18 protein-coding genes and 4 tRNA genes are annotated in these 21,740 nt (G+C 71.4%); 8 read left to right on the top strand and 14 right to left on the bottom strand.

Features of this window, described 5'->3' with window-relative positions:
* Window positions 1–57 precede the first annotated feature (57 nt).
* Window positions 58–141 (bottom strand) — tRNA-Leu (locus tag ACWCXH_RS04740).
* 436 nt (window positions 142–577) lie between these two features.
* Here ACWCXH_RS04740 and ACWCXH_RS04735 point away from each other — a divergent pair.
* The 6 genes from ACWCXH_RS04735 to pknB all read left to right on the top strand — a co-directional run bounded on the left by ACWCXH_RS04735 (window position 578) and on the right by pknB (window position 9,159).
* Complete coding sequence (locus ACWCXH_RS04735) at window positions 578–1,432, top strand: FhaA domain-containing protein (RefSeq protein WP_449799855.1); 855 nt, start codon at window positions 578–580, stop codon at window positions 1,430–1,432.
* A 46-nt stretch (window positions 1,433–1,478) separates the two neighbouring features.
* Window positions 1,479–2,036 carry an FHA domain-containing protein FhaB/FipA gene (locus tag ACWCXH_RS04730; RefSeq protein WP_449799854.1) on the top strand — a complete coding sequence of 186 codons (558 nt, stop codon included), beginning with the start codon at window positions 1,479–1,481 and terminating at the stop codon, window positions 2,034–2,036.
* Between the two features lie 53 nt (window positions 2,037–2,089).
* Window positions 2,090–3,775, top strand: coding sequence for a protein phosphatase 2C domain-containing protein (locus ACWCXH_RS04725; protein ID WP_449799853.1), 1,686 nt, complete (start codon window positions 2,090–2,092; stop codon window positions 3,773–3,775).
* A 160-nt stretch (window positions 3,776–3,935) separates the two neighbouring features.
* The gene (locus ACWCXH_RS04720; protein WP_449799975.1) at window positions 3,936–5,312 is read left to right on the top strand and encodes an FtsW/RodA/SpoVE family cell cycle protein; all 1,377 of its coding nucleotides are present in this window, start codon (window positions 3,936–3,938) and stop codon (window positions 5,310–5,312) included.
* Window positions 5,309–6,766, top strand: coding sequence for a peptidoglycan D,D-transpeptidase FtsI family protein (locus tag ACWCXH_RS04715; RefSeq protein WP_449799852.1), 1,458 nt, complete (start codon window positions 5,309–5,311; stop codon window positions 6,764–6,766). The genes ACWCXH_RS04720 and ACWCXH_RS04715 overlap by 4 nt, the downstream gene beginning before the upstream one ends.
* A 260-nt stretch (window positions 6,767–7,026) precedes the next feature.
* On the top strand, window positions 7,027–9,159 hold the full coding sequence (pknB, locus tag ACWCXH_RS04710) for a Stk1 family PASTA domain-containing Ser/Thr kinase (RefSeq protein WP_449799851.1): 2,133 nt from the start codon (window positions 7,027–7,029) through the stop codon (window positions 9,157–9,159).
* Window positions 9,160–9,282: 123 nt separating this feature from the next.
* On the opposite strand, the gene ACWCXH_RS04705 is transcribed toward pknB, so the two are convergent.
* The 5 genes from ACWCXH_RS04705 to ACWCXH_RS04685 all read right to left on the bottom strand — a co-directional run bounded on the left by ACWCXH_RS04705 (window position 9,283) and on the right by ACWCXH_RS04685 (window position 13,040).
* Window positions 9,283–10,098 (bottom strand): class E sortase, encoded by an 816-nt coding sequence (locus tag ACWCXH_RS04705; protein WP_449799850.1) that lies wholly within the window; start codon window positions 10,096–10,098, stop codon window positions 9,283–9,285.
* Between the two features lie 34 nt (window positions 10,099–10,132).
* Window positions 10,133–11,305 (bottom strand): class E sortase, encoded by a 1,173-nt coding sequence (locus ACWCXH_RS04700; RefSeq protein ID WP_449799849.1) that lies wholly within the window; start codon window positions 11,303–11,305, stop codon window positions 10,133–10,135.
* 5 nt (window positions 11,306–11,310) lie between these two features.
* Window positions 11,311–11,976 carry an aminodeoxychorismate/anthranilate synthase component II gene (locus ACWCXH_RS04695; protein ID WP_449799848.1) on the bottom strand — a complete coding sequence of 222 codons (666 nt, stop codon included), beginning with the start codon at window positions 11,974–11,976 and terminating at the stop codon, window positions 11,311–11,313.
* A gap of 56 nt (window positions 11,977–12,032) precedes the next feature.
* Window positions 12,033–12,212 carry a hypothetical protein gene (locus tag ACWCXH_RS04690; RefSeq protein ID WP_363647589.1) on the bottom strand — a complete coding sequence of 60 codons (180 nt, stop codon included), beginning with the start codon at window positions 12,210–12,212 and terminating at the stop codon, window positions 12,033–12,035.
* Between the two features lie 69 nt (window positions 12,213–12,281).
* Window positions 12,282–13,040, bottom strand: coding sequence for a DUF881 domain-containing protein (locus ACWCXH_RS04685; protein ID WP_449799974.1), 759 nt, complete (start codon window positions 13,038–13,040; stop codon window positions 12,282–12,284).
* A gap of 173 nt (window positions 13,041–13,213) precedes the next feature.
* Between ACWCXH_RS04685 and crgA the strand changes: the two genes are divergently transcribed.
* Window positions 13,214–13,462, top strand: a complete 249-nt coding sequence (gene crgA / locus ACWCXH_RS04680) for a cell division protein CrgA (protein ID WP_218200977.1) — start codon at window positions 13,214–13,216, stop codon at window positions 13,460–13,462.
* 366 nt (window positions 13,463–13,828) lie between these two features.
* Here crgA and ACWCXH_RS04675 read toward each other — a convergent pair whose 3' ends face one another.
* Window positions 13,829–14,734 carry a rhomboid family intramembrane serine protease gene (locus tag ACWCXH_RS04675; RefSeq protein ID WP_449799847.1) on the bottom strand — a complete coding sequence of 302 codons (906 nt, stop codon included), beginning with the start codon at window positions 14,732–14,734 and terminating at the stop codon, window positions 13,829–13,831.
* A gap of 239 nt (window positions 14,735–14,973) precedes the next feature.
* Here ACWCXH_RS04675 and ACWCXH_RS04670 point away from each other — a divergent pair, with 239 nt between their 5' ends.
* Window positions 14,974–15,708, top strand: coding sequence for a DUF5324 family protein (locus ACWCXH_RS04670; RefSeq protein ID WP_449799846.1), 735 nt, complete (start codon window positions 14,974–14,976; stop codon window positions 15,706–15,708).
* Between the two features lie 68 nt (window positions 15,709–15,776).
* Here the strand turns inward: ACWCXH_RS04670 and ACWCXH_RS04665 are convergent.
* The 7 genes from ACWCXH_RS04665 to gyrA all read right to left on the bottom strand — a co-directional run bounded on the left by ACWCXH_RS04665 (window position 15,777) and on the right by gyrA (window position 21,707).
* Window positions 15,777–15,849, bottom strand: a tRNA-Ala gene (locus ACWCXH_RS04665).
* A 168-nt stretch (window positions 15,850–16,017) separates the two neighbouring features.
* Window positions 16,018–16,146 (bottom strand): DLW-39 family protein, encoded by a 129-nt coding sequence (locus tag ACWCXH_RS04660; protein ID WP_014137031.1) that lies wholly within the window; start codon window positions 16,144–16,146, stop codon window positions 16,018–16,020.
* Window positions 16,147–16,401: 255 nt separating this feature from the next.
* Window positions 16,402–16,475, bottom strand: a tRNA-Ile gene (locus tag ACWCXH_RS04655).
* Between the two features lie 93 nt (window positions 16,476–16,568).
* Window positions 16,569–16,645 (bottom strand) — tRNA-Ile (locus ACWCXH_RS04650).
* A gap of 16 nt (window positions 16,646–16,661) precedes the next feature.
* On the bottom strand, window positions 16,662–18,056 hold the full coding sequence (locus tag ACWCXH_RS04645; RefSeq protein ID WP_449799845.1) for a class I SAM-dependent methyltransferase: 1,395 nt from the start codon (window positions 18,054–18,056) through the stop codon (window positions 16,662–16,664).
* 251 nt (window positions 18,057–18,307) lie between these two features.
* Entirely contained in the window at window positions 18,308–19,018 is a 711-nt protein-coding gene (locus ACWCXH_RS04640; RefSeq protein ID WP_449799844.1) for a DUF3566 domain-containing protein, read from the bottom strand.
* A gap of 151 nt (window positions 19,019–19,169) precedes the next feature.
* Window positions 19,170–21,707, bottom strand: a complete 2,538-nt coding sequence (gyrA, locus tag ACWCXH_RS04635) for a DNA gyrase subunit A (RefSeq protein ID WP_449799973.1) — start codon at window positions 21,705–21,707, stop codon at window positions 19,170–19,172.
* Window positions 21,708–21,740 lie beyond the last annotated feature (33 nt).

Here is a 21,740-nt window from a genome sequence, read left to right as displayed (position 1 = left end):
ACCCTTCCGGGAGAACGGGAAAGCCCCGCAGATCCGAAGATCTGCGGGGCTTCGCTGTGCGCGAGGGGGGAGTTGAACCCCCACGCCCTTTCGGGCACTGGAACCTGAATCCAGCGCGTCTGCCTATTCCGCCACCCGCGCATGGGTGTGTCTTCCGTACCGACCGGCCCTCCGTCCCGCCCGGCGCCTCGCGGCCCCTGCGGTTCTTCGTTCCGGCCTCCCTTTCGGGCGGCCCTTCCGACGTGGAAAACAGTAGCACGACCCGGGGGAGTGCTCCGAATCCTTTCCGACGGGCGGGATCCGCCCCCGGTCCGCCACCCGAGCACGTCCGAACGGATGCGATCCGAACGCCCGGGCGAAGCGTGGAACCCCCTTCCGACGGGCACACCTGGCGTGCCGTACCCGATATGCGTCACCCTGTGTGTCCGAGCCCACCCCCGGGCACGACGCGGTCCGGGAACCGTACGGATGGGCCCGGCGTGGATACGATCAGTACGGAAGTACCGCAAGTAGGCACGACCGGCTCTCCGGGGCCCGGTCGGCAGGCAGGCGAACGAACCCTGGAAGGGGGTGCCCCATGGGAGTGCTGAAGAAGTTCGAGCAGCGACTTGAGGGTCTCGTCAACGGCACCTTCGCCAAGGTGTTCAAGTCCGAGGTCCAGCCCGTGGAGATCGCCGGGGCGCTGCAGCGCGAGTGCGACAACAACGCGAGCATCTGGAACCGCGACCGCACCGTCGTGCCGAACGACTTCATCGTCGAGCTGAGCCCGCACGACTACGAGCGCCTGAGCCCCTACTCCGGGCAGCTCGGCAACGAGCTCGCCGGCATGGTCCGCGAGTACGCCGAGGCCCAGCGGTACAGCTTCATGGGTCCCCTCCAGGTGAACCTGGAGAAGGCCGACGACCTGGACACCGGCCTGTACCGGGTGCGCAGCCGCACCCTGGCGGCCGAGGAGCCCCAGCAGTACGCCCCGCCGCAGCCCGGCTACGACCGCGCGCCGGCCGCCCCGGCCCCCGGCGCGCCGTGGCAGCAGCCGGGCGCCGGCCAGCTCAACGCGCCCCCGCCGCCGGCCGCGCCCCCCGCCATGCCCGCGGCCCCGCCCGCCGCCGGCGGCAACGTGCGCGCCTTCCCCGGCTCCGGCCACGGCACCTCGGTCCGCCGCTGGATCGAGGTCAACGGCGCCCGCCACCAGATCTCCGGCACCGCGTGCGTGCTCGGCCGCTCGACCGAGGCGGACGTCCGGATCGACGATCCCGGCGTCTCCCGCAAGCACGCCGAGATCCGCCCCGGCACCCCTTCGATGGTCCTCGACCTGGGCTCCACCAACGGCATCGTGGTGGACGGACAGCACACCCAGCGCGCTACGCTCCGCGACGGCTCGCGAATCGTCGTGGGCTCCACCACCATCGTCTACCGACAGGTCGAAGGGTAGTGTCCGATTTGTTCGCTCGCTTCGCTCACCCACACGCGGGGCGGCCATGTCCGAACTGACCCTGACGGTGATGCGGCTGGGCTTCCTGGCCGTGCTGTGGCTGTTCGTCATCGTCGCGATCCAGGTGATCCGCAGCGATCTCTTCGGGACCAAGGTGAACCCCCGTTCCTCGCGCCGCGGCACTGCCGCGCCCGCGGCCGGGTCGGGAGCCGGAGCCGGAGCGGGCACCGCCCCCGCCGCCGGGCGCCCCGCACCGGGCCCGGGCGGCAACCCGGCCACCCCGACCGCGGGCGGCGGCCGCCGACGCGGCGCCCCGACGCAGCTCGTCGTGGTCCAGGGCTCGCTGGCCGGCACCACCGTCGCGCTGCAGGGCCAGACCATTACCCTGGGCCGCGCGCACGACTCCACCATCGTGCTGGACGACGACTACGCGTCCTCCCGGCATGCCAGGATCTATCCCGACCAGACTGGGCAGTGGACGGTCGAGGATCTAGGCTCCACCAACGGCACCTATCTGGACCGGCAGCGCCTGACCGCGCCGACCCCGCTCCAGCCGGGCATGCCGATCCGTATCGGCAGGACCGTCATCGAACTGCGGAAGTAGTAGCGCATGAGGGACAGCATCCCGTCCATGACCCAGAGGGGGGCACAGGTCGCATGACCCTGGTGCTGCGCTTCGCCGCTGGCTCCCACAAGGGACTGATCCGGGAGGGGAACGAGGACTCCGGCTACGCCGGGCCGCGGCTGCTGGCCGTGGCCGACGGCATGGGCGGCGCCGCGGCCGGCGAGGTCGCGTCCTCCGAGGTGCTCGGCTCCATCGTCCGTCTGGACGAGGACGTGCCGGGCGCCGACCTGCTGACCCTGCTCGGTGACGCCGTCCAGGGCGCCAACGACCGGCTCCGGCAGATGGTCGAGGAGGACCCGCAGCTGGAGGGCATGGGCTGCACGCTCACCGCCATGCTCTGGACGGGCCAGCGGATGGGCCTCGTGCACGTCGGCGACTCCCGCGCCTACCTGCTGCGCGACGGCTCGCTGGTGCAGATCACCCAGGACCACACCTGGGTGCAGCGCCTGGTCGACGAGGGCCGGATCACGCCCGAGGAGGCCGAGACCCACCCGCAGCGCTCGCTGCTGATGCGGGCCCTGGACGGCCGCGGCCAGGTCGAGCCCGACCTGTCGATCCGCGAGGTCCGGGCCGGCGACCGCTACCTGATCTGCTCCGACGGCCTCTCCGGCCCGGTCAGCCACCAGACGCTCCAGGACACCCTGGGCAGCTACTACGCGCCCGAGCAGACCGTGCAGGAGCTGATCCAGCTCGCGCTGCGCGGCGGCGGCCCGGACAACATCACCTGCATCGTGGCGGACGTCATCGACGTCGGCGCCACGGACACCATGAGCGGCCAGTTCAACGACGTCCCGGTGGTGGTCGGCGCGGTCGCCGACGCCCCGCCGTCCTCGGCCGCCACCGACCGCTCCATCGCCGACACCCCGGCCGGCCGCGCCGCCGGCCTCGGCCGCAGCCCCCAGGGCGCCTTCGGCCCCGCCGACGGCTACGAGGGCGGCTACGGCGCCGCCCAGGGCGGCTTCGGCCCGGCCGAGGGCTACGGCGAGGAGTACGGCGCCTACGGCGGCGGCGAGCCCTCGGTGTACGGCACCGAGGACTTCGACGAGGAGGAGCCGCCGAAGCGGAGCCGCAAGGGGCTCAAGATCTCGCTGGCCGTCCTGGTCGCCCTCGGCGTGCTGGGCGGCGGCGGGTACTTCGGGTACCAGTGGACCCAGGACCAGTACTACGTCGGCGCGGAGAGCGGGCACGTCGCCGTCTACCAGGGCATCAACCAGAACCTGGCCGGCCTCAGCCTCTCCTCGGTGCACACCGAGTACAAGGACATCGAGCTCAAGTACCTGCCGACGGACCAGCAGGCGCACGTCTCCAAGACCATCTCGGTCAACAGCCTGAACGACGCCGACGCGACCATCAAGGAGCTCGACGGCTGGGCCAAGCTCTGCAAGAAGGTCATCGACGCGAAGACCGGCGCCACCGGGCAGCCCGCGGGCACCCAGCCCACGCAGACCGGCACCACCGTCACCTTCCGGGCCGACCCCGCCGGGTTCGTGGCCGCCACCGCACCCACCCCGAGCGAGCGGCCCACCGAGAAGAGCACCGAGAAGAACCGCACTCCCGCGGCCGCGACGCCCAGCGCGACGCCCACCCCCTCGGCCACCCCGACCGCCCCGGCCACCCAGCCGCCCTCCGCCACGGCGCCGGCCGCCGGCGCGGCGGGCGACGTGCCCGGCCTGAGCGAGGAGGACCGGCAGCGCGCCGACTCCTGCCCGAAGCAGTGACACCCGTGATCCGACATAGGCCCGCCCCCGGCCGGCCCGTCGGCCGTCAGGGAGCGGCCACCCCGTGAGCGCCTACGACCTGAGCAGCGGCGCGAGCCGGCCCGGCCGCCGCCGGACGCCGGCCGCCCGGCCCGTCACCCGGCGCCGGGGCAACACCACCATCACCCCGCAGGAGGCGCCCAACCGGCGCAACACCGAGCTGGCCCTGCTGGTCTTCGCCGTCCTGCTCCCGGTCTTCGCCTACGCCAACGTGGGCCTCGCCATGGACTCCGAGCTGCCCGGCGGCATGCTCGGCTACGGCGTCGGGATGGGCTCGCTCGCCCTCGTCGCGCACCTGCTGGTGCGCCGCTACGCACCGTACGCGGACCCGCTGATGCTGCCGCTCGCCACCCTGCTGAACGGGCTCGGCGTGGTGATGATCTGGCGGCTCGACAAGGCCGGGAAGCTGCTCAGCGGCAACTTCGAGGCGGCCCGCAACCAGCTGATGTGGTCCGGACTGGGCGTCGCGCTGTTCATCGGCGTCATGATGTTCCTCAAGGACCACCGCGTCCTCCAGCGCTACACCTACATCTCGATGGTCGCGGCCCTGGTCCTGCTCGCCGCCCCGGCGTTCTTCCCGGCCCGCGCGGAGGACTTCGGCGCCAAGATCTGGATCCGGATGGGCGGCTTCTCCATCCAGCCCGGCGAGTTCGCCAAGATCATCCTGACCGTCTTCTTCGCCGGCTACCTGATGGTCAAGCGGGACGCCCTGGCCCTGGCCAGCCGCCGCTTCATGGGCCTCTACCTGCCGCGCGGTCGCGACCTCGGCCCGATCGTCGTGATCTGGCTGCTCAGCCTGCTGATCCTGATCTTCGAGAACGACCTCGGCACGTCCTTCCTGTTCTTCGGCCTGTTCGTGGTCATGCTCTACGTCGCCACCGAGCGCACCAGCTGGATCCTGTTCGGCCTGCTGATGTCGGTCGGCGGCGCGACCGCCGTCGCCATGACCACCAGCCACGTGAAGACCCGCATCGACGCCTGGCTCGACCCGATGGCCGCCTTCGCCCCGCACCCGCCCAAGGGGTCCACCGAGCAGATCGGGCAGTCCCTGATGGCGCTCGGCTCCGGCGGGGTGACCGGCTCCGGCCTCGGCCAGGGACGGTCCTGGCTGATCAACTTCGCCGCCAAGAGCGACTTCATCCTGGGCTCCTTCGGCGAGGAGCTCGGCCTGGCCGGCCTGATGGCGATCTTCCTGCTCTACGCGCTGCTGGTCCAGCGCGGCCTGCGCACCGCGCTCGCCGCCCGCGACCCGTTCGGCAAGCTGTTCGCCGTCGGCCTCGCCTCGGCCATGGCACTGCAGGTCTTCGTCGTCGCCGGCGGAGTCACCGGACTGATCCCACTGACCGGTATGACCATGCCGTTCCTCGCCCAGGGCGGTTCGTCAGTGGTCGCCAACTGGGCACTGATCGCGATCCTGCTGAAGATCAGCGACAGCGCCCGCCGACCCGGGGTCGAACCCGCCCCCGCCACCGAGGGCCAGGGAGGACCCGCCAGATGAACAAGCCGATCCGCCGGGTCTCGATCTTCTGCCTCGTGCTGATCCTGGCCCTGATGCTGCGCACCAACTGGGTGCAGGGCGTCCAGGCCGACGCATGGGCCAGCAACGTCAACAACAAGCGCCAGCAGTTCGACCGCTACGCCCACCCGCGCGGCAACATCATCGTCGGCGGCCAGCCGGTCACGAAGTCCGACTTCGTCAACGGCCTGCGCTACAAGTACAAGCGCTCCTGGGTCGACGGCCCGATGTACGCCCCGGTGACCGGCTACTCCTCCCAGGTCTTCGGCTCCACCGGGCTGGAGAACCTGGAGGACGGCGTCCTCTCGGGCACCGACGACCGGCTGTTCTTCCGCAACACCCTGGACATGCTGACCGGTGAGCAGAAGAAGGGCGGCGACGTCGTCACGACGATCAACGCCAAGGCCCAGAAGGCCGCCTGGGACGGACTCGGCAACAAGAAGGGCGCGGTCGTCGCGCTCGACCCGAAGACCGGCGCGATCCTGGCGCTGGTCTCCACCCCGTCCTACGACCCGGGCACCATCGCCGGCAGCGAGGACTCCGACTCCAAGGCCTGGACGGACCTCAACGCCGACCCGAACAAGCCGATGCTCAACCGGGCGCTGCGGGAGACCTATCCGCCCGGCTCGACCTTCAAGCTGGTCACCGCGACCGCCGCGTTCGAGAACGGCCTGTACCAGAACGTCGACGACGTGACCAGCACGCCGGACCCGTACACCCTGCCGAACACCAACACCGTGCTGAAGAACGAGTCGCCGACCGAGAAGTGCGAGAACGCCACCATCAAGTCCGGGCTGGACCAGTCCTGCAACACGGTCTTCGCCAAGATGGGCGCCGACCTCGGCAAGGACAAGATGCGGGCGCAGGCCGAGAAGTTCGGCTTCAACAGCACCATCGACACCCCGGTCCGCTCCGAGAAGAGCATCTTCCCGAACAGCGCCAGCCTGGACGGCACCGCCCAGGACTCGATCGGCCAGCACGACACCCGCGCCACCCCGCTGCAGATGGCCATGGTCTCCGCGGCGATCGCCAACAACGGCGGCCTGATGCAGCCGTACCTGGTCGACCAGGAGCGCTCGGCCTCGCTGACCACCATCTCCAAGCACACCGAGAAGCAGTTCTCCCAGGCCATGAGCCCGGCCACCGCGCAGAAGATGCAGGACCTGATGGTCTCGGTGGTCGAGAACGGCACCGGCACGAACGCCAAGATCCCCGGCCTCCAGGTCGGCGGCAAGACCGGCACCGCGCAGCACGGCGAGGACAACGCGGGCCTGCCGTTCGCGTGGTTCACGTCCTGGGCCAAGACCTCGGACGGCCAGTCGGTCGCGGTCGCGGTCGTGGTCGAGGACGGCTCCAACAACCGCGACGGCATCAGCGGCGGGCGCCTCGCCGCCCCGATCGCCAAGTCGGTGATGCAGGCCGTACTCGGCAAGTGACGGGCCCGGACGGCGGTGAGTGGAATGTCACGATCGACACCCCCGCCCGGATACCGGTCTGATATCGGCCGACGGCTGACTCCGGTCCCACGTGGTGCGACCGGTAGCGTATCCGCCAGCAGCGGGTGTGCCCGTTGCCGCCCGCGAGGCGCCGCGCGACCCGGCCGGAGAACCGGCCGCGGCTCGTGCGACGTCCCCCAGAGCGTGCGGGGACACCTACGTCACAACCTCACCGGCGGGTGAGGGAGAGGGTCGGAACTATGGAAGAGCCTCGTCGCCTCGGCGGCAGGTACGAGCTCGGCGGCGTCCTCGGACGCGGCGGCATGGCCGAGGTGTACCTCGCCCATGACACCCGGCTCGGCCGTTCCGTCGCAGTGAAGACGCTCCGGGCCGACATGGCCCGGGACCCGTCCTTCCAGGCCCGCTTCCGCCGTGAGGCCCAGTCCGCGGCGTCCCTGAACCACCCCGCGATCGTCGCCGTGTACGACACCGGCGAGGACTACATCGACGGCATCTCCATCCCGTACATCGTGATGGAGTACGTCGAGGGGTCCACCCTGCGCGAGCTGCTGCACTCCGGCCGCCGGCTGCTGCCGGAGCGGGCGCTGGAGATGACCATCGGCATCCTGCAGGCGCTGGAGTACTCGCACCGGGCCGGCATCGTCCACCGCGACATCAAGCCCGCCAACGTGATGCTGACCCGGCAGGGCAACGTCAAGGTCATGGACTTCGGCATCGCCCGCGCGATGGGCGACGCCGGGATGACCATGACGCAGACCTCGGCCGTCATCGGCACCGCCCAGTACCTCTCCCCCGAACAGGCCAAGGGCGAGCAGGTCGACGCCCGTTCCGACCTGTACTCCACCGGCTGCCTGCTGTACGAGCTGCTGACCGTCCGCCCGCCGTTCGTCGGCGACTCGCCGGTCGCGGTGGCCTACCAGCACGTCCGGGAGGAGGCGCAGCCGCCGTCCGTCTTCGACCCCGAGGTGCGCCCCGAGGTCGACGCGATCGTGCTCAAGGCGCTCGCCAAGGACCGCGACTACCGCTACCAGACCGCCGACGAGATGCGCGACGACATCGAGCGCTTCCTCGACGGCCTCCCGGTCGCCGCCGCCCAGCAGGCCGCCGCCTACGGCATGGGCGCCGCCGGGTACGGCTACGACCAGAACGGCTACCCGCAGCACGACCCGTACGGCCAGACCAACGTGCTGCCGCAGCAGCCCGGCGGTCCGACCACCGTCCTGCCGCAGGTCGGGCAGCCCGGCTACGGGCAGCAGGGCGGCTACCCGGACGACGGCTACGGCCAGACCTACGCCGGCACCCCGGCGGGCGGCGGCCACGACGGCTACGACGACGGCTACGGCCGCGAGGGCGGCCGGCGCGGCGAGGAGCCGCCGAAGAAGAGCAACACCTCCTGGATCGTGCTGGCGCTCGCCGCCGTGCTGGTCCTGGTCGGCACCTTCTTCGTGGCCCAGGCGATGTTCACCGGCGGTGGCGGCACCAAGGAGACCTCGAAGATCGCCGCGCCGAACCTGGTCGGCAAGAGCCTGGCCGACGCCAAGACGGCGGCCCAGCAGGCCGGTCCCAAGCTCGTGGTGACCGAGGGCGACAAGGTCGCCTGCCCGGACGGCAACATCAAGAAGGACCAAATCTGCACCCAGAACCCGGCGGCCGGCAGCCAGGTCGCGGAGAACGGCACGATCACCGTGCAGGTCTCTTCCGGCCCGGCCAAGGCGAACGTGCCGGGCGTGGTCGGCAAGCCCAAGGACCAGGCGACGCAGGCCCTGTCCACCGCCGGCTTCACCAACGTCACCACCGAGTACAAGGACGACGACACCGCCCCGCAGGACACCGTCACCGCCCAGGACCCGGCGGCCAACACCCCGGCCGACCCGAGCGCCCCGATCAAGCTGACGATCTCACAGGGCAAGAGCAAGACGCCCGTCCCGTCCGTGGTCGGCATGCAGAAAGACGCGGCGGCGGCCCAGTTGCAGGGCCAAGGCTTCCAGGTCGACATGTCGAAGACCGTGCCGACCCCCGACCCGACCAAGATCGACACGATCGCGGCGCAGACGCCCGCGGCCAATACCAAGGCCCCAGCCGGGACCAAGATCACGCTGACCGTCTTCAAGGCGCCGGAAAAGGCCACCGTCCCGCCGTTGCAGAACGCCAAGCTGTCGGACGCCATCGCCGCGCTCTCGAAGGCCGGCCTGGGCTACACCGTGGTCAGCGGCCCGCAGGACCCGAACGCGATCGTCCAGCTGAGCAACCCGGGCGCCGGCGCCCAGCTGGACCCGAACACCCAGGTCCAGCTGTTCACGAAGGCGGCCGAGCCGCCGAAAGGGGGCAACCCCTTCTTCCCCGCACCCACCGACCCCAACAAGGGGAACTAAGCCCTTCTTCCCCTGGTTCTGAGGGTTCCGAGGACCGGTGGAAGTCGGCACGACAGCACCGAGGGCCCGTCGCAGCGATTGCGACGGGCCCTCGGGCTTTCCCCCCGACGGGGAGCGGAGAATTCAGGAGTGCCGCAGCTCGGGCGGCGGGGTGCGCTCGGCGTCCACGGCGTCCACCCGGACCAGGCTCCCCCACACCGCCATCCGGTAGCGCGAGGTGTAGACCGGCGTGCAGGTGGTCAGCGTGATGTACCGGCCCGGACCGGTGTAGCCGGAGCCGGTCGGGACGGGCGCGACGATCCCGGTGTCGTACTTGGACGTCTCCGGCAGGGTGTTGTCGACCTTGTAGACGTACCACTTGTCCCTGGTCTCGACGACGATCGCGTCGCCCTTGCGGACCGCGTCCAGGTCGTGGAACTTCGCGCCGTGGCCGTCCCGGTGGGCGGCCAGCGCGAAGTTGCCGGTCGCGTCCCAGGGCATCGCCGCCTGCTCGTACACCCCGGCGACGCCCTCGGCCAGGGTGCCGGTGTCGGTGCCCATCCGGATCAGCACCTGGAAGTCCCTGCCCATCGCCGGGACGTGCAGGAAGCCGATCTCCTCCCCCGCCGCGTACGGGGCCGGCGAGGACGGCGCGCCGGACGCCTCCGGGGGCGCGCCGGGTGCCTCCGGGGGTGCGCCGGGAGCCGCCGAGGGTGCGGCGGGCGGGCCCGCGGCCCAGGCACTGCGCAGCTTGCCGGAGGCCTCGGCCGCCGAGCGGTCCGCCTCGACGTTGGTCCACCACAGCGAGTACGCGACGAACAGGCCGAGCACCAGGCCCAGGGTGATCAGGAGCTCGCCGAAGACCCCGATCGCGGCCAGCGCCCGGGACCGTCCCCGTCGGGCGGGCCCCGGTCCGGGCTGCGGGAAGGCCTCCGCGGCCGTCTCGTCCTGCGTCACCACCGGTGTTCCCCTCCATCGCCCTGCGGCCGGGTGGCTACCCGCCCGCGATCGCGTCCGGCTTGCCCTGGCTGCGCGGCCGCTCCTCGGTCATCTTGCCAAACAGGATGAGGCGGAACTTGGAGGTGAACTCCGGCGTACAGGTGGTGAGCGTGATGTACCGGCCAGGGCCCGTGTAACCGGAGCCGTTCGGAACGGGCTTGATCACGCTCACGTTGTTGGGCGAGGTCTCCGGGATGCCGCTGGTGATCTCGTACGTGTAGTACGCGGTGGCGGTCTCCACCACGACCTTGTCGCCCTTGCCGAGCTGGTTGATGTACCGGAACGGCTCGCCGTGGGTGTTGCGGTGCGCGGCGAGCGCGAAGTTGCCCGCCTTGTCGGCCGGCATCCCGGTGCCCGTGTAGTGGCCGACCAGGCCCTTGTCGAGCACCGCTGACTTGGAGGTGCCCTCGGCGATCGGGAACTTCAGCCCGAGCTTGGGCAGGTAGATGATGGCGAAGCCCTTGCCGGGCTCGAACGTCTCCGGTTTGGCCGGATCCGGCGCCGGCTGTCCCGGCTGGGCGGGCTGCGCGGCGTCGAACTGCTTCTCCAGCTGGTTGCGGGCGCCGTTGGCGGCCGCGTCGGCCTGCACGTTGGTCCACCACAGCTGGTAGGAGACGAAGAGCAGCATCACCACGCCGAGCGTGATGCACAGTTCGCCGGCCAGGCGGGCGACCACGACCACCGGGGACTCCTTGGGCCGTACCCGCGGCCCGGCGCTCTGGCCGGACGCCCGGCGCCGGCCGTTGCCCGGGCGCACCGAGGTGCGCCCCTGGGCGGCCCGTCGGCGCTCGGCCCGGCCGCCGGTGGGCGGGGCCGGCTCGGCCTCCGGGGCTCCCTCCTCGGCGGGCAGCCGCAGCTGCACGGTCTGGTCGGGCAGCCACGGGTACTCGGGCGCGCCGGCGGCCTGCTCGGCCTGCTCGTACACGCCCCAGCCGTCCTCGGTGCCCGCCGGCCCGGGCTGTGCGGGCGGGACGGGCTGGGCCTGGTAGGCCTCCTGGTACTGGCCGTTCCCGAACTGGCTGTAGCCGTACTGGCCGTTGCCCTGGTGGCCGGTGCCCTGGTGGCCGGTGCCGTGCTGGGCGTGGCCGTACTGGCCCGCGGGCTGCTGCCCGTCCCCGTACGGGCCCGCCTCCGGCTGGTAACGCCCCTCCGGACGCAGCGCGGTCACGCCGCTCAGCCCCGGCCGATCACCGGGGCGAGCCCGGCCGACCGGTCCACGGCCTGCGGGTGGCCGCACTCCGCCAGCCAGTTCGCGAGCATCCGGTGCCCGCCCTCGGTGAGCACCGACTCGGGGTGGAACTGCACGCCCTCGACGAGCAGTTCGCGGTGCCGCAGGCCCATGATCACGCCGCTCTCGGTGCGGGCGGTGACCACCAGGTCGTCCGGCACGGTGGCCGGGTCGACCGCAAGCGAGTGGTACCGGGTGGCGGTGAGCGGCGAGGGCAGGCCCTCGAACACCCCGCCGTCCTCGTGCTCGACCAGCGAGGTCTTGCCGTGCAGCAGCTCGGGCGCCCGGCCGACCACCGCGCCGTACGCGGCCGCGATCGACTGCAGGCCCAGGCAGACGCCGAACACCGGCAGCCCGATCCGCGCACAGTGGTGGACCATCTCGATGCAGACCCCGGCCTCCTCCGGCGCGCCGGGGCCGGGGGAGAGCAGCACCCCGTCGAAGCCCTCGTCGCCGCTGCGGCGGACGGCGTGGTCGACGGTCACCTCGTCGTTGCGCACCACCTCGCAGGTGGCGCCGAGCTGGTACAGGTACTGGACCAGGTTGAACACGAAGCTGTCGTAGTTGTCGACGACCAGGATCCGGGGCTGGGTCGGCTGGGGGGTGGTCATTCGCGCGCTATCTCCGGGGATTGCGGGGACTGGGGGGAAGAACGGGGCCCACCGGCTCAGCCGGCCGCGGCACCGTCGCCGCCGTCCACTGTGACGTCACCGAAGGGGAGCAACGGTTCCGCCCACGGAAAGACGTAGGTGAACAGGAGGTAGACCACCCCGAGGATGAGGAGCAGCGAGATGACGGCCTTGACCAGGGTGTTCCCCGGGAGGTGTCGCCAGATCCAGCCGTACATGGTGCTCCCTCGACGTAGCAGACTGGGGTCAAGAGTAGACCCGCTCTCGACGGCGCCGAGGCCGGTCCACTACTGCTGGCCGCCCGCCGAACGGAGGTCGGTGGTACCCGAGTAGCCGGGCAGGGTGAGGTCGCCGCTCTCCTGGACCTTCCAGCCGAGTCCGTACGCCTGGACGTAGCGCAGGTAGTTGCGGATGGTCGGGTCCGCGTCCACGGCGGCGCGCAGCTCGTCGGTCTTCCCCACCGCCTTGACGACGTACGGCGGCGAGTAGACCCGGCCCTGGAGCAGCAGGGTGTTGCCGACGCAGCGTACGGCGCTGGTGGAGATGAGGCGCTGGTCCATGACCTGCACGCCTTCGGCACCGCCCCGCCACAGCGCGTTGACCACGGCCTGGATGTCCTGCTGGTGGATGACCAGGTCGTTGACGCCCGGCTCGGGGACGTTCGGGATGCGGGCGGTGGCGTTCGGCGGGGCGTCGTTGAGGGTGACGGTCAGGCCGCCGCCCTGGAGCGGTTCCAGCGCGGCACCGAGCCGGAGCCCGTCCAGCCGGGCGGTGTCGGCCGGGTTGCGGCCCTGCTGCTCGGTGAGCTCCTGGGCGCGGGCCTGGAGGTCGGCGAGCTGGGCCTGTGCCTGCTGGTTCTGGGCACTGCGCTGGCGTATCACGTCGCCGAGGCTGAGGAGCGAGTTGTCGGTCCGCAGGTCGGTGCCGCGGGCGGTCTGCGCGCTGATGTAGAAGAGCAGACCGGCGAGCGCGAAGACGGCGCAGGTCAGGGCACGGCCGACAATTCGGATGCCGGATCGACGGGTACGGGTCGGCCGAGGGGGAATCGACAAATTAGGCACCGTACCCTTATCTCCTTAAGACCCGCCGAGCCACTACGCTAACGGACGCCGGTGGCACGTGCGGGAGCCGTCCCCAGCGTTCTCCACGAGCGACGCCGGCCGACTCCACCCCGCTGCACCCTGCGCGGTCTCACAGCGCATCGACAGGAGAGCTCCTCGTGCCGAAGTCTCGACTCCGCAAGAAGTCCGACTACACCCCGCCGACCACGGCCACGGTGAAGATCAGTTCGGGCCGCGGGTGGGTCGCGCCCCTGATGCTGGCACTGTTCCTGATCGGCCTGGTGTGGATCGTCACCTACTACGTGACGAGCGGGAACTACCCGGTCGAAAGCTGGCGGAACTGGAACATCCTGGTCGGCTTCGGCTTCATCGCGGCGGGCTTCGGCGTCTCCACCCAGTGGAAGTGACGCCCGGGGCCCACGCCCTGGCCGGATCCCACCGCTGATCGGCCTTCCCGGCCTCCGACGAGGTGTCTGCGCCGTCCCGGACCGCTCGACCCGGGACGGCGTCGAGGCGTGCCCGGGGACGGCCGACCGGCCCGACGGTTATCCCCACAATCACACTGTCGGCTTTATCCACATGGTTATCCACACTGGGGAAAAGCATCCCCACCCTGTGGATAACTTCGCTATGGCGCGCCGCTCACACCTGTGGACACCGCCCGCCGAAACCGGAGCCACACAGGGGAACGCGCGTAGAACAACTGTCCGCACCCGGCGCACCACACAGGCTGTGCACAACCCCGCACCCGTTGTGGACAAACGCCTCCGGTGTCAGGCGCCGTAGCGGGCCATCCCGATCAGCACCATCGCCAGGACGACGGCCACCGCGCCCGCCATCGTCAGCCCCTGGACCAGCCCGCGGCGCTCGCGCGGGGCGAACATCAGGCCAACCGCGGTCAGCGCCCCCACCACCAGGCCGCCCACGTGGGCCCGCCAGTCGATCCCGGGGACCGAGAAGGTGACGATCAGGTTGAAGACCAGCAGCGCCATGACCGGACCGATCGGGCCGCGGGTCCTGACCTGCAGCACGAGGGTCGCGCCGAAAAGGCCGAAGACGGCCCCGGAGGCCCCCAGCGAGCTCATCAGGTCGCCGGCCACCAGGAACGCGAAGGCGCTGCCGGCGAGGCCCGAGACCAGGTAGAGGGCGAGGAAGCGCGCCCGGCCGAGCACCGCCTCCAGGACCTGTCCGGTCCACCAGAGCGCCAGCATGTTGAACCCGACGTGCCAGACCTGGACGTGCAGGAAGGTCGCGGTCAGCAGCCGGTACCACTGGCCCGGACCGTCGGCGACGCCCCCGGGGCCGCCCGGGATCGCCCGCCCGGCGCTGTACAGCATCCAGTCCTGGGCGAGCCACGGTGTGAAGACGTAGGCGGCGAGCACGAAGACCGCGACGTTGATCCCGATCAGGACCTTGGTGACCAGCGCGCCGTCCGCGGTCAGCGCCCCGCCGTAGCGGGTGGTCGGCTGCCGTACCTGGGCGTGCGCGCCGCTGACGCACTCCGGGCACTGGAAGCCCACCGAGGCGGGGACCATGCACGACGGGCAGATCGGGCGCCCGCAGCGGGTGCACGAGATGCCGGTGGGCGTCTGCGGGTGGCGGTAGCACCCGGGCAGCGCGGCCTCTGGGCCGGTCGCCCGGATCCGATCGGCCGGCGACCTCGGCTCGTCCGGGAGCATCAGCGGTTTCCCCTTCCCGTACAAGACCACCGGAGCCGCCAGCCTACTGCGGCGAAACCGGCGGCGGAGGTCTTCCCCACCCCAGATCCTGCCCCGCTCCCACCCACACATCCCCACCCCACCGCCACACCGTCGCCCGCGTACGGCCCACTCCGGAATGCCATCGGACGAATCAGGATGCATGATCGGCATTCAGGTGGATATGCGCACAAAGGACGCCACCGAGGAGGAGAGAACCCGTGACCCGTTTGGACTCAGCTCGCGAGACGGCCGCCAGGACCCGGGACACCGCCGCGCACCTCGCGGACGGCGCCAGGCAACGCCTGGGCCCCGCCCTCGACGCCCTCGGCCCGAAGGCCTCCCAGGCCGCCCAGAGCCTCCGCGTCCAGTACGACCGGCACATCGCCCCCCAGTTCGGCCACGCCTTCGCCAGCCTCCCACCCGACGCCCAGGAGAACGCCCTGAGGGCCTTCCACCGGGCCCAGGAGGCCGCTCTGGCCGCCCGCCTCTCCGCCACCCGGGCCGCCGACCAGGCGCGCTCCACGGTCGGCCCCAGGGTCGTCCAGGCCGTCGGGGAGGCCCGCGCCGTCGTCGTCCCGGTCGCGCAGGAGGCCCAGGCCCGGGGCGCCGCCGCGCTCACCGCCCTGCACGGCCACGTCAGCTCCGCCGAGATCAGCGATCTCGCCGCCCGGAACATCCGGAAGGAGCAGCGCAACGGGTGGACCACCGGCCTCGCCGTGGCCGGAGCGGTGGCGATCGGCAGCGGGGTCCTCGCCTGGCAGTGGTGGCGCCGGCACAGCAACCCGGAGTGGCTGGTCGAGCCCCCGGCGCCGCAGGCTCCCCAGCCGTCCGGTGCCCACGCGACGGGCTCGGCCGCCGCGCCGGTCAACGGTGCCGGTCCCGAGGACGCCGCCGAGCCCGGGCCCGCCCCCGACGACCGCCCCAAGCCGCACGACCCGCGCAAGCCCCACTGACGCCGGAACGCCGATCGGCCGTTGACCTGGATTCAGGTCAACGGCCGATCGGCTCGTACGACGAACTGTGGAGCATAGGAGACTCGAACTCCTGACATCTGCCTTGCAAAGGCAGCGCTCTACCAACTGAGCTAATGCCCCTCGACGGCACCGCGCGTGCCAACGGGCACTAGCGTACCGGGTTCCGGCGGCCTACCAGCGCCGTCCCCCTGAGGGAATCGGCCGATCCGGTCGGATGACCGGACCGGCCGACCCGAGGAGGCGCGTGGCGCGCCCCCGAAGATCGTCGATCGTCAGATCGCCCGGGCCTCAGCGACCGGCCGGAACCGGGTCGGTGGCCTCGGTCCACAGGTCCTGCTCGGCGCGGTCCGCCTGGACCTGACGGTAGACAAAGAAGCCGCCGAGGGCGACCAGGGCGACCAGGAGAAGCTTCTTCACCGCGGGACCTCGTCCTTCTTGCGTAAGTGGACTCAAGAGCCGGCTCCGGCCGGAGTGACCGGGCCGACGAGTCCAGATTGTTTCGAACGCCTACGGGGCCGCCGGGTGCCAGACCGCCCTTGTGGCCGATGATACACACCGGTGTCCCAATCGTGACCAGCCACCGCTGCCGCCAACCCCGCGTCCGGGCCGGAGGATTGACGCCGGGAAACGCCGAGGGGCCCGGAGTGGATCACTCCGGGCCCCTCGGGGAGGTGGGCCTAACAGGACTTGAACCTGTGGCCTCTTCCTTATCAGGGAAGCGCTCTAACCGTCTGAGCTATAGGCCCTCGCCACACGCAGAGGTTACCGGAACCTGGCCGCGGAACGAAAACGGGAAAACGTCGAAGGGCCCGGAGTGGATCACTCCGGGCCCTTCGCGGTGGTGGGCCTAACAGGACTTGAACCTGTGGCCTCTTCCTTATCAGGGAAGCGCTCTAACCGTCTGAGCTATAGGCCCTCGCCGCACTGAAAGATTAGCGGACCGACCGCCGATCCCCCAAATCCGTGCCGGCGGGGGTCGCGGCAGGGACCCCGGCACCGAGCTGCGGCGCTGCGGCGGACCGCCGCAGCAGCCACTCCTCGCGGGTCGCCGGCAGACGGGCGGCGCCCGCGTCGGTGCTGCGGACGGCGAGGATCTGGTTGACCCCGATCCGGTTCCGCTCGAAGGCGAGCGCGGAGGCCGCCATGTACAGCCGCCACACCCGGGCCCGGCCCCGGCCGGCCAGCCGGACCGCCTCGGTCCAGTGCGCCTCGAGGTTGGCCACCCACTCGCGCAGCGTCAGCGCGTAGTGCTCGCGCAGCGACTCGACGTCCCGGACCTCGAAGCCGGCCTCCTCCAGCCGGGCCACGGTGGAACCGACCGGGGAGAGCTCGCCGTCCGGGAAGACGTAGCGGTCGATGAAGGGGCTGGTGCGGTGCGTCTCGCCGGGGTGGTCGGGGCGGCGCGCGATCTGGTGGTTGAGCAGCCGGCCGCCGGGCACCAGCAGCCGGTACAGGCCCGCGGCGTACACCCGGTACTGCTCGGAGCCGACGTGCTCGGCCATCCCGACGCTGGAGATCGCGTCGAACGGGCCGTCGGTGATCTCCCGGTAGTCCTGCAGCCGGACCTCCACCCGGTCGGCCAGCCCGGCCTCCTCGACCCGCCGGCGGGCCAGCGCGACCTGCTCCCTGGAGATCGAGACGCCGACCGCCGTGACGCCGTAGTGGCGGGCCGCGTGCAGCAGCAGCGAGCCCCAGCCGCAGCCGACGTCGAGCAGGCGCATCCCGGTCCGCAGGCCGAGCTTGCGGCAGATCAGGTCGAGCTTGGCCTCCTGGGCGTCCTCCAGGCTCTTCGACTCCGGCGTCCAGTAGGCGCACGAGTACACCATGGAGGAGCCCAGGACGAGCCTGTAGAAGTCGTTGCCGACGTCGTAGTGGTGGCTGATGGCCGCGCGGTCCCGGCCGCGGCTGTGCAGCCGCCCGTGGGCCGTCCTGGCCTCCTCGGGGGGCGGCGTGGGCCCGGGGCCGAGCGCCCCGGCCCGCAGGGCTGCGGCGAACACCCGGCGGCCCCTGGGGCCGAGGACGTCGCGCGGGCCGAGCTTCAGCGTGCGGATCTCCGGGCGCTCGGCGAACCGGCCGACGGCGTCGAGCACCTCGTAGAGGTCGCCGCCGGGGGCGACCTCCAGGTCCCCGGAGACGTAGGCGCGGGCCAGGCCCAGCTCGCCGGGGGACCAGAGCAGGCGGCGCAGCGCGCGGCGGCCCCGCAGGACGACGGTGGGGGCGCCGGGCGGGCCCGCGACGCTGCCGTCCCAGGCCTGGACCCGCAGCGGGACCGGGACCCCCAGCAGCCCGTCCAGGGCTTCGACCAGTTGACCTGCGAGCTGTGCCATTGAGCGCGCCTCCGTCCAGTCGTCCTGCACGACCCGGTCTGTCGGACCGGGGGCGGCCTGTGGCACTCCCTGGCGCGGAACGGGCGGCACCCAGCTAATCCCACCGCGGCCGGCCCGAATTCGAGCGGCACGCCGCGGGCGGCCGGCTGTCACCCGAATGCCGACGGGCCCCGGAGGCTGGAACAGCCTCCGGGGCCCGCACATTCCGTCCGCGGACGGATGCCTGACCCGGGATCAGGACCCGGCCAAAATCATTCCTCCTCGGCCAGGGTCAGCTCGACCCCGCCGGTGAAGCCGGCCGCGGCGTTGTAGATGAACGCGGAGAGCGTGGACAGCGCGGTCAGCAGCACGACGTCGACCACGGCGATCAGCGAGGTGAAGGTCATCACCTTGCCGAAGCCGATGTAGTCCATGATGTTGATGCCGCCGTTGCTGTCCGAGCCGGTGACGTCCTTCAGGGTCTTGGACAGCGAGTCGAAGACGCCGAGCGAGTCCAGCGTCATCCACAGGACGGCCGCGGCCACGATGACGATGATCCCGACCGCCAGCGACAGCAGGAAGCTGACCTTCATCACGGACCACGGGTCGACCTTGGTCACCCGCAGCCGGGCCTTGCGGGTCCGCCCCAGGCCCACGCCGCCGGCCGGGGTGTTGCCGGGACGGCGCGCGGCCCCGGGAACGGGCGTGCCGCCGGGCGGCGTGTTACCCGTCCGGGTGCCGCGGGCCGGGGTCGGCTGCCCCTTGGCGTAGGTGGTCGGCTGCGAGAACCCGCTGCCGCCGGGCGCCGGCGTCTGACCGCCGTACGTGCCACCGCTCTGGCCCGCTCCGCCGACCGGTGGCATCAGCGAGGTGGACGCGGCCGGGTGTTCGGCCGGCGGCTGCGGCACGCCGTACCCGCCCCCGCCCTGCGCGCCCGGACGGCCGCCGGAGGCTCCTCCCGCAGCACCCGTGGCTCCACTCACCTGGTCCTCCCGCACTTCCCGCCAGGACGGGGGAACCGCCCTGCTCGTCACTCGACATCCAGCGCCCGGCGGGATTGCCCGGAACTGGTCGGCGGCCGGTGCCACCGCATCCCCGTCCTAGGGACGCGACGACACCGGCCCACGGTTCGGATCAGGCCCCGGCTTCGCCGCCGGCCGCCGTCTCCGTACCCTCGGCCATCTCGGTGGACTCGGTGCCCTCGACCTCGTCCTCCGACGTCTCCTCGTCCTCGGCCTCCGCGTTGCGGGCCATGCCCACGACCGCGTCGCGCTTTCCGAGGTTGATCAGTTGGACGCCCATGGTGTCACGTCCGGTTTCACGAACTTCGGAAACCCTCGTACGGATCACTCCACCCGAGAGGGTGATCGCCATGATCTCGTCGGTGTCGTCGACCACCAGCGCGCCGACCAGCGAGCCCCGGCCCTCGACGATCTTCGCCGCCTTGGTGCCGAAGCCGCCGCGTCCCTGGACACGGTACTCGTCCACCGCCGTGCGCTTGGCGTACCCGCCGTCGGTGGCGGTGAAGACGTACGTGCCCGGACGGACGACGTTCATCGAGAGGAGCTCGTCGTCCTCGCGGAAGGCCATCCCCTTGACGCCCGAGGTGGCGCGGCCGGTGGGCCGCAGGGCCTCGTCGGTGGCGGTGAAGCGGATCGACTGGGCCTTCTTGGAGACCAGCAGCAGGTCGTCCTCGGCGGAGACCAACTCGGCACCGATCAGCTCGTCGTCCCGGCCCTCCTCGTCCTGGCGCAGGTTGATCGCGATCAGGCCGCCGGAACGCGGGGAGTCGTAGTCCTTGAGCGGGGACTTCTTCACCAGGCCGGCCCGGGTGGCGAGGACGAGGTACGGCTTGTCCTCGTAGGTGCGGACGGCCATCACCTGGGTGATGTGCTCCTCCGGCTGGAAGGCCAGCAGGTTGGCCACGTGCTGGCCGCGGGCGTCGCGCCCGGCGTCCGGCAGCTCGTAGCCCTTGGCGCGGTAGACCCGGCCCTTGTTGGTGAAGAACAGGATCCAGTTGTGGGTCGTCGTCACGAAGAAGTGGTCGACGATGTCGTCCTGCTTGAGCTGGGCGCCGCGCACGCCCTTGCCGCCGCGCTTCTGCGAGCGGTAGAGGTCGGAGCGGGTCCGCTTGACGTAGCCGCCACGGGTGATCGTGACGACGATGTCCTCCTCGGCGATGAGGTCCTCGATGGAGAGGTCGCCGTCGGACGGGATGAGGGTCGAGCGCCGCTCGTCGCCGTACTTCTCGACGATCGCGGTGAGCTCCTCGGAGATGATCTCCCGCTGGCGGGCCGGCGAGCCGAGGATGACGTTGTACTCGTCGATCTTGCGCTGGAGCTCGTCGTGCTCGTCGGTGATCCGCTGGCGCTCCAGGGCGGCCAGGCGGCGCAGCTGCATCTCCAGGATCGCGTTGGCCTGGAGCTCGTCGATGGAGAGCAGCCCCATCAGGCCGGTGCGGGCGGCGTCGGCGCTGGCCGAGGCCCGGATCAGGGCGATGACCTCGTCGATCACGTCCAGGGCGCGGAGCAGCGCGCGCAGGATGTGGGCGCGCTCCTCGGCCTTGCGCAGGCGGAAGGTGGTGCGCCGGACGATCACGTCGACCTGGTGGTTCACCCAGTGCCGGATGAAGGCGTCGAGTGACAGGGTGCGCGGCACGCCGTCGACCAGGGCCAGCATGTTGGCGCCGAAGTTGGTCTGCAGCTCGGTGTGCTTGTAGAGGTTGTTCAGCACGACCTTGGCGACGGCGTCGCGCTTGAGCACGACCACCAGGCGCTGGCCGGTGCGCGAGGAGGACTCGTCGCGGACGTCGGCGATGCCGGCGATCTTGCCGTCCTTGACCAGGTCGGCGATCTTCAGCGCGAGGTTGTCCGGGTTGACCTGGTAGGGCAGCTCGGTGATCACCAGGCACTGGCGGCCCTGGATCTCCTCGACCTCGACGACGGCGCGCATGGTGATCGAGCCGCGGCCGGTGCGGTAGGCGTCCTCGATCCCGCGGCGGCCGACGATCAGCGCACCGGTCGGGAAGTCCGGGCCCTTGATCCGCTCGATCAGGGCCTCCAGCAGCTCCTCGTTGGAGGCGTCCGGGTGCTCCAGCGCCCAGAGCGCGCCGGAGGCGACCTCGCGGAGGTTGTGCGGCGGGATGTTGGTGGCCATGCCGACGGCGATGCCGGTGGCACCGTTGATCAGCAGGTTGGGGATGCGCGCGGGCAGGACGGTCGGCTCCTGCGAGCGGCCGTCGTAGTTGGCGGCGAAGTCGACGGTCTCCTCGTCGATGTCGCGCATCATCTCCATGGCCAGCGGCATCATCTTGCACTCGGTGTAGCGCATGGCCGCGGCCGGGTCGTTGCCCGGGGAGCCGAAGTTGCCGTTGCCGTCCACCAGCGGCATCCGCAGCGACCACGGCTGGGCCAGGCGGACCACGGTGTCGTAGATCGAGGTGTCGCCGTGCGGGTGGTAGTTGCCCATGACGTCGCCGACGACGCGGGCGCACTTGTAGTAGCCCTTCTCGGGCCGGTACCCACCGTCGTACATCGCGTAGAGCACGCGGCGGTGCACCGGCTTGAGGCCGTCGCGGACCTCGGGGAGCGCCCGGCTGACGATCACGCTCATCGCGTAGTCGAGGTACGAGCGCTGCATCTCGGTCTCGAGCTCGACCGGCTCGATCCGCATGGTCGCCTGGGCGGTGGCCTCGGCGGGCGCGGG

It is taken from the genome of Kitasatospora sp. NPDC001660 (genome assembly GCF_053596725.1).
The sequence above is the reverse complement of the archived record's forward strand: the minus strand, read 5'-3'. Positions and strand labels throughout refer to the sequence as shown.